A 14,719-nucleotide genomic window follows, 5' to 3' on the forward strand; every position below is an offset into this window, starting at 1 on the left:
ATGAAAAATAAACAAAGATTGGCAGTTTGGTGGAACTATGTTATACTCCGCCGCCTATCTAGAATTTAAGTGGGCGAATATATGATTAAACAACGTACGATTGCACAAGTCGTTAAAGCCACAGGTGTAGGTTTACACAAAGGTGAAAAGGTCACGATCACTCTCCGACCAGCTGGTGTGAATACAGGTGTTGTATTTCGCCGCGTTGATCTAGACCCTGTTGTTGATTTTGAAACAACACCGGAAGCTGTGGGCGACACGCAACTGTGTACGTGTTTAACAAATAAAGACGGCGTTCGCTTGTCTACTACCGAGCATTTGATTGCCGCGGTGGCTGCGCTTGGGATTGATAACCTCATCGTAGAGCTAGACAGCGCCGAAGTGCCTATTATGGATGGCAGTGCATTGCCATTCATCTACTTAATTCAAAAAGGCGGTATTGAAGAGCAAAACGCTGCCAAGCGCTTTATTCGCATCAAAGAAAAAGTGCGTGTTGAAGATGGCGATAAGTGGGCTGAAATTGAGCCTTACGATGGTTTCCACATCGACTTTGAAATCGACTTTAATCACCCAGCGATCAACGCTAGCCGCCAACGTATTGGATTAGACATTACAGCTCAAAGCTTTACTGAAGAGATCAGTCGTGCTCGTACTTTTGGTTTTATGCGTGATATCGAATACATGCATGCAAACAACCTAGCCTTAGGTGGCAGCATGGATAATGCGGTTGTTTTAGACCAGTTTAAAGTATTAAATCCTGATGGCCTACGCTATGCGGATGAGTTTGTTAAACACAAGATCTTAGACTGTGTGGGTGATATGTTTATGGCAGGTCACAACATTTTAGGTAAGATCTCATGCTATAAATCAGGCCACGGCCTAAACAATATGTTGCTTCGTGAAATCATGGCAACTGAGTCAGCATGGGAGTGGGCAACATTCGAAGAGCCAGTCAGTATGCCAGCGCCAGGAATGGAAGCGGGTATCAATACCGCAACGGCATAAGGCTTTTAGGCTAATACAGTTTGATGAAAAATGACGCTAAGGCGTCATTTTTTTTTGCGTTGTGTTTGCGTGTTTAGCGAGTCTTTCTAGTTTCGCCTTAAGCGATGGTGGTGCGGACTGCGCCAGCGCTAGCAAATGCTCGCCAGTGGCTTGGCTCATACTTCGATTGGCTTGATAGGTCGAAGATTGGGATTCCACCTTGTTGGTGAGACGCTGTTGGGCTTCTGGATTAGTGGTAATTTTAACCAATGCACAGTCATGTAACCCAACTTTTCTAAATGCACTGAGAATATCCATTTTCAAAAAGTTTAGCCGAGTAGCAAGCGTTGCAGAAGCCGCTTCTATCGTCAGTGTTCCCTCTTTGTAGTGAGCGACACGGCATTTCTTACTCAAAATAGGGCCTAGCGTGTCTTCCAAACAGCTCTGTAATTGTGCCGCTTGGGCACTTTTTTGGCCATATTGATTGAGCTTATCTGACCACCCCCCCATCACTTCATCAAGCGGTTTTGGATTGTAGCGATTTTTAGCCAATGACTTACTTCCCATAGGTTGAAAAATAAAAAATAACCGCCATATCGGGATAATACGGAGTCAAATAACTCCGTACTGGTGGTTTCTCAGTCTTCTAAGTATATCAGAGACAAATTTTTGAGAAATCCAAAAGTACCAACATTTGTTGTCGAAAGCGCTTAGCTCAGTACTCGAATAAATGAGTCGAGTTAGGTGCTAACTAAACTTTATCACTTGCAACGGTACGCTTACGCTCCAACAGTAAAGGTTTCTTGCAATTGAACTTGGTATTATTTACCCAATAAGGTTTGCAGAAACAAAGAGTCTGGTATGATAGGGCATAATTTTAACTCGGCAAGATACAAAATGCTTACTCCTAAATTGGCAAAGTGAAAACCGTAATTTAGGAAGGCTTTTGTCGCCAACAGGACAAGCGCGACCCAACCTTAACAACATTGGCTTAGAGAGATGGGTCAGCCAATACACAGAGTGAAACGGTTTAAACATGTTAGCAAATATTTTTACCAAAATTTTTGGTAGTCGTAATGATCGCACCATCAAAAACCTAAGAAAAACAGTCGCTTTAATCAATGCGTTAGAAGAACAGTACGGCAAATTAAGCGATGATGAACTAAAAGCAAAAACGGCTGAATTTAAACAGCGTATTGAGCAAGGTTCAACGCTAGATGACTTATTACCAGAGGCGTTCGCTACGGTGCGTGAAGCATCTAAGCGCGTATTTGGAATGCGTCATTTCGATGTGCAAATGATTGGTGGTATGGTGCTTCACCAAGGTCGTATTTCAGAAATGAGAACGGGTGAAGGTAAAACACTAACAGCAACATTGCCTGCGTATTTAAATGCGGTTTCAGGCAAGGGTGTTCACGTTATTACCGTCAACGACTACTTAGCTAAGCGTGATGCTGAGACCAACCGTCCACTCTTTGAATTCCTAGGCCTTACTGTAGGTTGTAACGTGCCAGGCATGATGCCACAGCAGAAAAAACAAGCCTATGCTGCGGATATCACTTACGGCACCAATAACGAGTTCGGCTTCGATTACTTGCGCGATAACATGGCGTTTAGTGTCGATGAACGTGTACAACGTCCACTTAACTATGCGGTTGTGGATGAAGTGGATTCAATCCTAATCGATGAAGCGCGTACACCACTTATCATTTCTGGGCCTGCTGAAGATAGCTCTGAGCTTTATGCCGAAATCAATAAAATTGTTCCTGATCTTGTGCAACAAGAAAAAGAAGATGAAGAAGGCGTGGAAGGCGATGGTGATTTCACCATTGATGAAAAAGGTAAACAAGTTCACCTTACCGAGCGTGGTCAAATCAAAGTTGAAGAATTACTGACTGAACGTGGTTTGATTGAAGAGGGTGACTCGCTTTACTCGGCAGGTAATATTTCATTACTTAGCCATGTTTACGCAGCACTTCGTGCTCACAAGCTATATCAAAAAGACGTTGATTACGTTGTAAAAGATAACGAAGTTATCATTGTTGACGAGCACACTGGCCGTACGATGGAAGGACGTCGTTGGTCTGAGGGCCTTCACCAAGCCGTTGAAGCGAAAGAAGGGGTTCGTATTCAAAACGAAAACCAAACCTTGGCTTCAATCACATTCCAGAATTACTTCCGTTTATATAACAAGCTTGCAGGTATGACAGGTACTGCAGACACTGAAGCATTCGAGTTCCAGTCAATCTATGGCCTAGATACGGTCGTTATCCCAACCAATAAACCTATGGTGCGTGATGACCGTGCGGATCTTGTATATTTGACACAAGAAGAGAAATTTGAAGCCATTCTTGAAGACATTCGTTCTTGCCAAGAACGTGGTCAGCCTGTGTTGGTGGGTACGGTATCTATCGAAAGTTCTGAGTATCTTTCTCACTTCCTTCGCAAAGAAAAAATTGACCATAACGTACTGAATGCGAAATTCCACGCCCAAGAAGCAGATATTATCGCGGATGCGGGTCTACCGGGCAAAGTAACGATTGCGACGAATATGGCTGGTCGTGGTACGGATATCGTACTGGGTGGCAGCTGGCAGTCGGATGTTGAAAAATTAGAAAACCCGTCGGAAGAGCAAATAGCAGAAATTAAAGCTGCTTGGAAAGCGCGCCATGATGCAGTACTGGCTTCTGGTGGTTTACACATTATTGGTACAGAGCGTCACGAATCGCGTCGTATCGACAACCAGCTACGTGGTCGTGCAGGTCGTCAAGGTGATGCTGGTTCAAGCCGCTTCTACCTATCAATGGATGACGCATTGATGCGTATCTTCGCAGGTGAGCGTATGACTAACATGATGCGTAAACTAGGTATGCAACGTGGTGAAGCCATTGAACACCCATGGGTTAACCGTGCAATTGAAAACGCCCAGCGTAAAGTGGAAGCGCGTAACTTTGATATTCGTAAACAATTACTTGAATACGATGACGTTGCGAACGATCAACGTAAAGTGGTTTACGAACAACGTAACGAACTACTTGAAGAAGGCGATATCTCAGAGACTATCACCGCTATTCGTGAAGATGTATTGAATGCGACTATTGATCAGTATATTCCACCGCAAAGTCTGGCGGAAATGTGGGACATCCCAGCACTTGAAGAACGCTTGAAAAACGACTTCCATGTTGAGCTTCCGATTGCTAAATGGCTTGAAGAAGACAGCAAACTATATGAAGAAATGCTACGCGATCGTATCGTAGAAGACGTGGATAAAGCGTACAAGCAAAAAGAAGAGATGGTAGGTCCAGATGTGCTACGTCACTTCGAAAAAGCGGTTATGTTACAAAGCCTAGATCAGCATTGGAAAGATCACTTAGCGGCAATGGATCATCTTCGCCAAGGTATTCATTTACGTGGTTATGCGCAGAAGAATCCGAAGCAAGAATATAAGCGTGAGTCGTTTGAGTTATTCTCACAAATGCTTGAAAACTTGAAGATTGACGTTGTTGGCGTACTAAGTAAAGTTCAGGTTCGTGCGGAGGAAGATGTTGAGAAGGTTGAAGAACAACATCGTAAGAGTGAGCAAGCACCGCGTGAATATCAACATGAAGAGGTTGAGCGCGTAGGTGGTGATGCACCGGAAGGCGTGTCTGTTGCCCATCGAAATGAGCCAAAAGTAGGTCGTAACGATCCTTGTCCTTGTCAATCAGGCAAGAAGTTTAAGCAGTGTTGCGGCAAACTAAAATAATTGGCTAAATCTAAATTTGTATAAAAAGCGACGCTAAGTCGCTTTTTTTATGGAGAAAATGATGCAAAAAAAACGTGTTGAAGTCGCTGTTGGTGTGATTGAAAAAAATCAGCAAATCTTTGTCTGCTTAAGAGGTGAAGAGCAACATCAAGGTGGACTTTGGGAATTCCCAGGCGGGAAAATGGAAGTGGGCGAAGATGTGTTTTCGGCATTGAAACGTGAGCTACAAGAAGAGGTTGGCATTGAGATCTATAACTCATCTGAGCTAATGCGCATTGAGCATGACTATGCTGATAAGGCGGTATGCTTATACATTCATCATGTTGAGGATTTTTCCGGTGAAGCTCATGGCGCAGAAGGGCAGCCTTCTAAATGGGTTGCAGTCGAGCAGTTACATGAGCTCGCGTTTCCTGAGGCCAATAGAGCAATCGTTGAGTTACTACAAGCCCGCTAAAGTAAGTGACAAACTTTGTTACTAAATTCAGCACTCTGAGTCATAGTCATTCACTATGCGCATAGGTAGACTAGTGAATGACCGCTTACGTGTAAATAAACATCAGCCAACGATTCTCGTTACTCTGAGGTTTGATAGGAAACACAGCTAGAAGGAATTCTTTTCAAGCCACAAAGGATATGTCTATATTACATTCATCTATGATGCAATTGACCTGCTTGATTATTTAAGCTGAGGTTTGGATAAGTAATTTGAGCATTATTTTATCTAGATGAATGGAATTCGACGTTTACAAGCGAAACTCTATCAGGGGAATAAAATGAAGAAATTATCACTGACTGCTGCAAGTGTTGCACTTGCATTGGGATTGATTGGTTGTAGTGAACAACCGCAAACACAACAACAGCCAGCGGAACAAGCCGAAGCACAAAAGGCTGCTATGAATTCTGGTATCGAATTAGAAAATATTGATAAATCAGTGCGCCCACAAGATGACTTCTATTTTCATGTGAATGGTCACTGGTTAGAAAAAACCAAAATCCCTGCAGATAAGTCAAATTATGGCTCTTTCTCGCAGCTCTATGATGAGTCGCAAAAAGCACTGCGTAAAGTACTGGAAGATGCTGCAAATAATGCATCTGCAAAAGCGGGTAGCGATGAACAGAAGCTGGGTGCGTTTTATCAAAGCTATATGGATGAAGGGGCGAGAAACGAGCTGGGCTTAAACCCAGTTAAGCCTTATCTGAAAGAAATTCAAGACTTGAAGAGTAAGTCGGAGCTACCAGCTATCTTTGCTAAAATGCGTTTAACGGGGGCAAGTACACCGTTTGGTTGGTACGTTAATAATGATGCCAAAAATTCAAGCGAAAATGCACTTTATATGTTCCAGTCAGGGCTTGGTTTACCAGATCGCGATTACTATCTGAAAGATGACGAAAAATTCAGTAAGATCCGTGAGCAGTATCAGCTTTACATTGAACAGTTGTTGGCAAAGGCTGGTCATAAAAATCCAGGCCAAGCTGCACTGAATATTGTAGCGTTAGAGAAGCAAATTGCCGAGGCGCAATGGACACGTGTTGAAAGCCGCGACGCGACTAAAACCTATAACAAGCTAAGCAATGATGCGTTTAATCAATTAATGCCAGACTTTGATACGTCAGCATTTCTAACTGCGCTTGGTATCAAAGCAGATTCACTTATTGTAAGCCAACCTAGTTTCTTTGAAGGGCTATCAAAAATCATTGCTGATTCAAAGCTAGAAGCTTGGCAAGACTATTTAACGTTCCACTTTACCAATGACTACGCTGAGTTACTAAGTAAAGATGTAGTTGACCTTAAGTTTGGGTTCTTTGGTAAAACATTAACGGGTGTAGAGGAACAAGCGCCAACGTGGAAAAAAGCGGTAGATGCAAGTAATTCTGTGCTAGGTGAAATGTTAGGCAAGATTTACGTAAAGTCTTATTTTCCACCAGAAGCGAAAGCGCGTATGGAAGAGTTGGTTGCTAACCTTATTAAAGGTTTTGATCAAGCAATTGACGGCCTAGAGTGGATGAGTGCTGAAACAAAAGTAGCAGCAAAAGACAAGCTCAATAAGTTTACGCCAAAGATTGGGTATCCTGACAAATGGAAAGATTATTCAGCACTTGAAGTAAGCCCTGATGATCTAGTCGGTAACTATGTACGCTATAGCCAATTTGCTAATCAGGAAATGATCGATAAATTAGGCAAGCCTGTGGACCGTAGCGAGTGGTTGATGACACCACAAACGGTGAATGCATACTATAATCCAGTGAATAACGAGATTGTATTCCCTGCTGCGATTTTACAGCCACCATTCTTTAACCTAGAAGCGGATGATGCAGTAAACTACGGTGCAATCGGTGCGGTTATCGGTCACGAATTAGGTCACGGCTTTGACGACCAAGGTGCGAAGTACGATGGTGATGGTAACCTACGTAATTGGTGGAGTGAGTCTGACCTTTCACAATTCGAAGCGCGTAGCCAAAAGCTGGTTGAGCAGTTTAATGGTTTTAAACCATTTGAAGATGCGGGTGTTAATGGTCAACTGACACTGGGTGAAAATATTGGTGATCTAGGCGGATTAACTGTCGCTTATAAAGCGTACCAAATTTCACTAGGCGATCAAAAAGCGCCTGTTATTGACGGTTACACTGGAGAGCAGCGCTTCTTTATGGGCTGGTCACAAATTTGGCGTCGCAAATACCGCGATGAAGAGCTGCGTAATCGTCTGATGACAGATCCGCATTCACCAAGTCATTATCGAGTGATTGGTGTGCTGCCGAATATGCCTGAATTCTATAAGGCATTTGATGTGAAAGAAGGCGATAAGATGTATCTTAAACCAGAAGACAGAGTGAAAATCTGGTAATTTCACATTTTGAATTCGTGGCGGTTTTATTGTGTTTTTTCAGTAAAGCCGCCGTTTTTTTACGACATCCAATTGCAACCCTCTAAACTTCCGACAAAATATCACACTCAATTCAGCACTTTCTACAAGCACTCGCTATCTCCAAGGTCAAGTTCATCGCTATTTGATGGTATTTACAGCCAAATCAGAGTAGCTTCATTTTGTCTAACACAAGGATATGAAAAAATAATGATAGCGCTGTCATTTTAACTTTTATATGATGTTTAGGAACAATAAGTGATTAAATGATGTTCATTTTGAATTGAACATGAAGACTGGGAGCAAAAGATGAGAATAAAAACGACTTTGCTTGGGGCGATAATTGCTGGGTGCTCGTTCTATACACACGCATCATTTACGCAGCAGCAGTTAGCGCAATTTGCAAGTGACACGCATTTTGAATTTGCGGTAGAAAATAACTTCAGTAATGGTGCTGGGGGCTTTAGCGGTGCTATTACACTGACTAACAATTCAAAAGTTGATCTACCAAAAGGACAAAGCGATTGGCAAATCTATTTGCACTCAGTTCGTCATATTTCAACGGAAACAGCTGAAGGTTTGCGCTTTGAGCATATTAATGGCGACCTTCATCGTATAACTCCTACCGATTCGTTTGCTGGCTTAAAAGCCGGTGAAAAGCTCAAGTTAGCTTTTGATGGTTCGGCTTGGGTTGCTGCATACAGCGACTTTATGCCGCGTGCCTTTATTGTGTCAGGTAAAAATAAACCGGTCATTTTTGCAAATACTGATACAGAAGACATGACGCAGTTCGTTGCGCCATTTGAGCGTGAGAACCAGCTGAAAAGATACAATACACCTACCGATTACACGCAGATAGCGAACGCAGCGCTGCGTTTTGAACGTAATCAAAGCAATATTTCGGTCTCAAAAGAAGATGCGCTAAGACGTATCATTCCAAAGCCTGAGCATATCGACTTTAGTCGTGGCGAAATCACCCTTAACAAAAACTGGCAGATCCGTTTTGCCGGACGTTTGAAGTCAGAAGTCGCCGTTTTTCAAGAAGACTTATCAGAGTATGGCCTGGATTTAAAAGCGGAAGCTAATCACGTGCCTGAAGGGAATATCCCGACGATCCGCCTTAAAGTTGCGAAAAGTCTAGGGCGCGATTATGACTACAACCAAGCCGGATCATATACATTAGATATTGATGATGACGTGATTGAAATCACGGGTATTGATAACGCCGGTGTGTTTTACGGTATTCAAAGTTTGCTTGCGCTATTTCCAGCCGATAGTAAAAATGAAATTACCTTGTCTCACGTAGAGATCAAAGACTCTCCACGCTTTAGCTGGCGTGGTATGCATTACGACAATGCCCGCAACTATCATGGTAAAGATGCGTTATTTAAATTAATTGAACAGATGGCGCGTTATAAATTAAATAAGTTCCACTGGCACTTTTCAGATGATGAAGGTTGGCGCTTGGAGATACCAGGACTTCCGGAGTTAACAGAAGTCGGCGCATTCCGTTGTTTTGATTTACAAGAGCGTGAGTGCTTACTGACTCAACTGGGCACAGGTCCTTTCAAAACGGGAAGTGGAAATGGTTACCTTTCTCGCGAAGACTTTGTCGAGTTACTTAAATTTGCCACTGCGCGTCATATCGAGATCATTCCAGAAATCGAAAGTCCCGGGCATGCTCGTGCTGCGATTAAGTCGATGGAAGCGCGTTATCACAAATTGATGGAAGCAGGTAAAGTGCAAGAGGCCAAAGCCTATCTCCTGAACGATATTGATGACACTTCAAAGTATCTAACCGTGCAACTCTATACTGATAACTCTATTAATGTATGCTTGGACTCAAGCTATGCCTTTATGGAGAAGGTGGTATATGAGCTGCAAGAAATGTATCGCGATGCTGGTATTATGCTAACGACAGTCCATTTTGGTGGCGACGAGGTTGGAAAGGGATCATGGACTGAATCACCTGCATGTAATGATCTATTTGCGGTCGCCGACAACGGAGTGGCTGGACCCAATGATTTAAAACCATACTTTACTCAAAAAGTTGCGAAATTGCTTGCTAAGCGTGGGATCACCCCTGCCGCTTGGGAAGATGGTTTAATGTATAACACCACGACGACCTTTAAACGTGATGAATTCCCAAATCCACAGTTTTTGGTAAATACTTGGGATAACATTTGGGAGTGGGGTGTTGCAGACAGAGCTCACCGTTTTGCAAACAACAATTACCAAGTTATTTTGTCTCACGGTACACATTTGTACTTTGATCACCCTTATGAAGCACACCCTGAAGAGCGCGGCTATTATTGGGCAACTCGTTACACAGATACGAAAAAAGCATTTTCGTATATGCCAGATAATATTTATGCAAATGCGGACTTCACGCGAAACCGTGAGCCTATCGTGAATCTAGAAGCCTTAGTTGGTCGAGAGTTACCTGCGCTTAAAAGACCGCAAAATATCCTTGGTATGCAAGGGCAAATATGGAGTGAGACCATTCGCTCGGAAGACCAAGTGCTACGATTGATTTTCCCTCGTTTGCTTTCGCTTGCGGAGCGCGCTTGGCATAAAGCGGATTGGGAAGGGCGTCGTATTAACCAAAAAGAGTTAAATAAGGACTTCTCAACCTTTGCCGCAGCCTTGTCTTTAAAAGAAATTGCAAAGTTGCAAAACGATGGCATTAAGCCAAACCTTCCGGTTCCTGGTGCCAAGGTGGTGTTGGGTAAACTTGAAGCGAATAGTGCGTTCCCTTATCTTGCAATTGAAGTGAGCTTAGACAATGGTGAATCTTGGCTGCCTTATACTGATCAGATGAGTATCTCAGATGAAAGTAAGGTATTGTTGAGAACGCGAGCCGGAGAAAAAAATACGAGCCGTGTCACAGGGTTGAAATAAACCCTCGTATTCAGTTTATCGCAAAAAAGGGCAATGGCCCTTTTTTGGTGATAATTTTGCTCAAATTCTAACTGGTAATGAAATAGATTTTAACGTAAAGTTAAATGTCAGCGCTGTCATTTTTCTGGATCTATGCCAAATTGAGCACATAAAGCGCAAAAAATAATAATCCAAATTAACTTTGTACATTGCTGAGTTTGCTTCAAAACTGCAATGTACTCCTAGCAACAAGAAGAGTTTTATGGAAGCGACAGTGGATAAAGAACAACTCGCCAAACAAAGCGTCTGGCTACCTATGACACTCGCAGGGTCAATGTTTTTCATATTGGGCTGCATTACTTGGTTAAATGGGGCTATTACGCCATTCTTACAACAGATGTTGGAGCTATCACCGCTCCAAGCTTCATTTATCATTTCTTCTTTCTATATTGCAGTGACGATCGCAGGTATCCCATCAGCGATGCTGATCAAAAAAGTCGGTTACAAAAATGGTATGGCTATCGGTTGCGCGATTATGGCTTTATCTGCATTGATGTATATTCCTGCTGCAAAAATGCAAATGATCGAAATCTTCCTATTTGCTCAGTTAATGATAGGTGTTGGTCAAACTGTGTTGCAAACCGCTGTAAATCCATATGTGGTAAAAATGGGCTCTGAAGAATCAGCGGCTGTACGCGTATGTATTATGGGTTTACTCAATAAGTCGGCGGGTGTAATCGTACCTATCGTGTTTGCAGCTGTTGTGGTCAGCGGCGTAGTAAACGAAGGTGAAGCACTGTCACAAGTTCAAAAGGACGCGATGGCAAACAGCTTGATTGCTCCTTATATGAGTATCGCAGGTTTAATCTTCTTATTTGCTTTATTTGCAAAAGTATCACCACTTCCAGATCTCGTATTTGAAGAAGAAGCTTCAACAGGCAAGGGTGAAGTAAAAGAAGCGCTTAGTCACCCTCACTTAGCATTAGGTGTCATTGGTATTGCACTATATGTTGCAGTGGAAGTTATTGCTGCTGATACAATAGGTTCATATGCATTGCAGCTGGGGATCGCTGATTACTCTGTGATGACGTCATATACCATGGGCTGTATGTTAATCGGTTATGCGATCGGGATCGCGACTATTCCACGCTTTATGTCACAGCAAACTGCGCTCGTGATGTCAGCTATTGCAGGTATAATCACCGTTTTTGCTGTTGTTTTAGGCAGTAATGAGTCATACTTCCTATCGAATATACTATTGGTACCTTTTGGTGGACCTCACTTACCAGATCCGCTATTGTGTATTGCGTTGTTGGGTTTTGCTAATGCCATGGTATGGCCTGCAATTTGGCCTTTAGCACTTGATGGCTTAGGGCGCTTAACAGGCACTGCATCAGGCCTACTTATTATGGGTATTGCCGGTGGCGCACTTGGACCATTGCTTATCGGTTTAGGCAACGTTGCTGGACTAGGTGCTCAAGGTGCGTACAGTTTAATGCTACCTAGCTACTTATTTATTCTCTTCTATGCATTGAAGGGTCATAAAATGAGAAGCTGGAAGTAATACAGAATTTCTATGTATGTAGAAATAATCCCGTGTGTGATGCCACCTGAATAAGGTGGCATTTTTTATGCCTAAATCACTCCCTTATCTGCAAAACCGGCTTAATGCTGAGATCTTATTCGCGATATAAAATCGCCGCTACGCAGATGTTTGGTGCTTGTTGCTTGGTGTTTGGTGTTTGGTGTTTGGTGTTGGTCGTGTAGGAGCTACTTTATGTAGCGAGGGTTTAATTCTTAGTCGCGATATAAAATCGCTGCTACGCAGATGTCTGGTGCTTGTTGTTTGGTGTTTGTCGTGTAGGAGCTACTTTATGTAGCGAGGGTTTTATTCTTAGTCGCGATATAAAATCGCTGCTACGCAGATGTCAGGTGCTTGTTGTTTGTTGTTTGGTGTTTGTCGTGTAGGAGCTACTTTATGTAGCGAGGGTTTCATTCTTAAGTCGCGATATAAAATCGCTGCTACGTTGAATCTGGTGCTTGTAGTTTGGTAGGAGCTACTTTATGTAGCGAGGGTTTTATTCTCAGTCGCGATGTAAAATTGCTGCTACGTTGAATCTGGTGCTTGTAGTTTGGTAGGAGCTACTTTATGTAGCGAGGGTTTTATTCTCAGTCGCGATGTAAAATTGCTGCTACGCAGATGTCTGGTGCTTGCTGTTTAGTGTGTAGGGGGGCTATGTGCGTAAAAATAAAAAATGTGGAATACATTTATAGAAAGAATGGGGCGACTGATGGGGCTCGAACCCACGACAACCGGAATCACAATCCAGGGCTCTACCAACTGAGCTACAGCCGCCACAAAAGACTTGAACACCTTGTCTGGTGTGGCGCGCATAATACATAAGTTTTTTCCAAATGCAAAGGGAAATATCGAAAAAACTTAATAAAAGTTTTTTTTCGGAGATTATTTCCGCATACAGCAAATATTCATATATCCTATGTATGATCCAGCCGATCTAATGATAAATCACTGCTTAATATAAAAAGGGGGATGAGTATGGAAGCTGTTTGGAAATGGGTTAATGAGAACTCAGATTTAATCTTACACTATGTGCTTCAAGGCGTTATTGCACTAATAATTTTCTTCGTTGGCTTAAAACTAGCTAAGCTCAGTGCTGATCTCACCGAAAAAGCATTTGGTAAACGCAAAGTAGATAAAGCGGTAGGCTCATTCGTTGCCAATATTGCTTATGCGATTGTGTTTGCCGCGACACTGCTTATGGCATTATCTCAGGTTGGTATCGAAACCACCTCATTCATTGCTATTCTCGGTGCAGCAGGTTTGGCTGTTGGTCTTGCGCTGCAAGGTTCACTTTCTAATTTTGCGTCTGGTGTACTTATTATTATGCTACGCCCATTCAAGTCAGGTGACTATATTGAAGCTGGCGGTAGAGCGGGTAGCGTACAAAAGATAGAAATCTTCTCTACTGAGCTACGTACTCCTGATAACAAAGTGATTGTAATGCCAAACTCTTCGATTATGTCTGGTGCAATCGTTAACTACTCGCGTGAAAAAACACGTCGTATTGACCTTGTTATTGGTGTTGGTTATGACGCAGATCTAAGAGAAGCAAAAGCAGTATTAAAGTCTGTACTAGACAATGAACCAAGAATTCTTAAAGAACCAGCATACAATGTTGCGGTACTAGAGCTTGCGGATTCAAGTGTTAACTTTGTCGTTCGCCCTTGGGTTAAAACAGAAGAATACTGGCCAACGTATTTCACTCTTGTGGAAAATATTAAAATTGCGCTAGACGAAGCCGATATCACCATTCCATTCCCGCAAATGGATGTTCACCTACACAAAGATCAGTAAAAGGTTAGTTAGAAATGAAATTAAAGGTTTTAACCTGTTGTATTCTTGTTGCAGCAAGCGCTAATGCAGCGGCAGAAAGCAAAGCTAAGAAGCCAAAGAAAGTTTGGGATGTAACCAGTGAAGTGGGTGCGATTATCACCAGTGGTAACACAGAAACAACAACCCTAAAAGGTGGGATCAAAGCTAAGCACAACCTAACTAACTGGAATAATGAGTACAAGTTAGATGGCTTCTACAAAGAAGACACGCGTGAAAACGATGCCGGTGTAGATGTTACATCTCGTACTAACGAAAAATACTCAGCATCAGTTCAAGGTAACTACAAGTTAAATGAAGATAACAGCCATTTATTCGTGTTTGGCTCTTATGTTTCAGACTACTTTGGTGCTTACCGCAGTGAAGCTGTTATTTCAGTGGGTTACGGTCAACGTTTATTCGAAAATGATGACATGTATCTTAACGCTGAAATCGGTCCTGGTGTAAAACGTTTTGAGCACCAAGACGATAGCACTGAACTTGACGATGACGGTGAATTACTTGCTGGTACTTCTGAAAGCGAGTTCATCGGTGTTGGCAAACTAGACTACCAATGGCAGATCTCAGAAAACGCACGCTTTACGCAGCTTATCGCGATTGAATATGGTGATACCAACACCAAGACAACGTCTGAAACAGCATTGTTGACTAAAATCAACGGCTCTCTCCAGATGAAAGTGGCATACAACATCATCCACAACTCAGACGTAGCAGACGATAAAGAAAATACTGATACGGAAACCTCACTTACTTTGGTTTACAGTTTCTAAATTTACAAAGTAATACAAAAATGGGGTGTCAAACCCCATTTTTTTTAGCTTTTAAATGCTGTATTAT

9 protein-coding genes and 1 tRNA gene are annotated in these 14,719 nt (G+C 42.5%); 8 read left to right on the top strand and 2 right to left on the bottom strand.

The annotated features are described in order from the left end of the window. Positions 1–81 precede the first annotated feature (81 nt). Positions 82–1,005, top strand: coding sequence for a UDP-3-O-acyl-N-acetylglucosamine deacetylase (lpxC, locus tag BB427_RS11195; protein WP_010368639.1), 924 nt, complete (start codon positions 82–84; stop codon positions 1,003–1,005). 36 nt (positions 1,006–1,041) lie between these two features. Here lpxC and BB427_RS11200 read toward each other — a convergent pair whose 3' ends face one another. Then, a complete protein-coding gene (locus tag BB427_RS11200) occupies positions 1,042–1,536 on the bottom strand; it encodes a DUF721 domain-containing protein (protein ID WP_254663620.1) in 495 nt (164 codons plus the stop codon). Positions 1,537–2,020: 484 nt separating this feature from the next. On the opposite strand from BB427_RS11200, the gene secA reads away from it, so the two are divergent. The 5 genes from secA (at position 2,021) to nagP (ending at position 12,034) form a co-directional block, all read left to right on the top strand. Next, positions 2,021–4,729 (top strand): preprotein translocase subunit SecA, encoded by a 2,709-nt coding sequence (gene secA, locus BB427_RS11205; protein WP_069020764.1) that lies wholly within the window; start codon positions 2,021–2,023, stop codon positions 4,727–4,729. Positions 4,730–4,790: 61 nt separating this feature from the next. Then, positions 4,791–5,183 carry an 8-oxo-dGTP diphosphatase MutT gene (gene mutT / locus BB427_RS11210; RefSeq protein ID WP_069020766.1) on the top strand — a complete coding sequence of 131 codons (393 nt, stop codon included), beginning with the start codon at positions 4,791–4,793 and terminating at the stop codon, positions 5,181–5,183. A 319-nt stretch (positions 5,184–5,502) separates the two neighbouring features. After that, entirely contained in the window at positions 5,503–7,572 is a 2,070-nt protein-coding gene (locus BB427_RS11215) for a M13 family metallopeptidase (protein WP_069020768.1), read from the top strand. Positions 7,573–7,899: 327 nt separating this feature from the next. Continuing rightward, positions 7,900–10,491 carry a family 20 glycosylhydrolase gene (locus tag BB427_RS11220; RefSeq protein ID WP_069020770.1) on the top strand — a complete coding sequence of 864 codons (2,592 nt, stop codon included), beginning with the start codon at positions 7,900–7,902 and terminating at the stop codon, positions 10,489–10,491. Between the two features lie 241 nt (positions 10,492–10,732). Beyond that, on the top strand, positions 10,733–12,034 hold the full coding sequence (nagP, locus tag BB427_RS11225) for an N-acetylglucosamine MFS transporter NagP (RefSeq protein ID WP_045987925.1): 1,302 nt from the start codon (positions 10,733–10,735) through the stop codon (positions 12,032–12,034). A gap of 716 nt (positions 12,035–12,750) precedes the next feature. On the opposite strand, the gene BB427_RS11230 is transcribed toward nagP, so the two are convergent. After that, positions 12,751–12,826, bottom strand: a tRNA-His gene (locus tag BB427_RS11230). A gap of 201 nt (positions 12,827–13,027) precedes the next feature. Here BB427_RS11230 and BB427_RS11235 point away from each other — a divergent pair. Then, the gene (locus BB427_RS11235) at positions 13,028–13,846 is read left to right on the top strand and encodes a mechanosensitive ion channel family protein (protein WP_010368624.1); all 819 of its coding nucleotides are present in this window, start codon (positions 13,028–13,030) and stop codon (positions 13,844–13,846) included. A gap of 14 nt (positions 13,847–13,860) precedes the next feature. After that, positions 13,861–14,652 (top strand): DUF481 domain-containing protein, encoded by a 792-nt coding sequence (locus BB427_RS11240; RefSeq protein WP_010368621.1) that lies wholly within the window; start codon positions 13,861–13,863, stop codon positions 14,650–14,652. The last annotated feature ends 67 nt before the right edge of the window (positions 14,653–14,719 follow it).

This window comes from Pseudoalteromonas sp. BMB (assembly GCF_001709235.1).
Taxonomy (GTDB): Bacteria; Pseudomonadota; Gammaproteobacteria; order Enterobacterales; family Alteromonadaceae; genus Pseudoalteromonas; species Pseudoalteromonas maricaloris.

Coding starts and splice junctions, on each gene's coding strand:
- BB427_RS11235 (WP_010368624.1), top strand. CDS start 13,028: ATGGAAGCTGTTTGGAAATGGGTTAATGAGAACTCAGATTTAATCTTA.
- mutT (WP_069020766.1), top strand. CDS start 4,791: ATGCAAAAAAAACGTGTTGAAGTCGCTGTTGGTGTGATTGAAAAAAAT.
- BB427_RS11215 (WP_069020768.1), top strand. CDS start 5,503: ATGAAGAAATTATCACTGACTGCTGCAAGTGTTGCACTTGCATTGGGA.
- BB427_RS11220 (WP_069020770.1), top strand. CDS start 7,900: ATGAGAATAAAAACGACTTTGCTTGGGGCGATAATTGCTGGGTGCTCG.
- secA (WP_069020764.1), top strand. CDS start 2,021: ATGTTAGCAAATATTTTTACCAAAATTTTTGGTAGTCGTAATGATCGC.
- lpxC (WP_010368639.1), top strand. CDS start 82: ATGATTAAACAACGTACGATTGCACAAGTCGTTAAAGCCACAGGTGTA.
- BB427_RS11240 (WP_010368621.1), top strand. CDS start 13,861: ATGAAATTAAAGGTTTTAACCTGTTGTATTCTTGTTGCAGCAAGCGCT.
- nagP (WP_045987925.1), top strand. CDS start 10,733: ATGGAAGCGACAGTGGATAAAGAACAACTCGCCAAACAAAGCGTCTGG.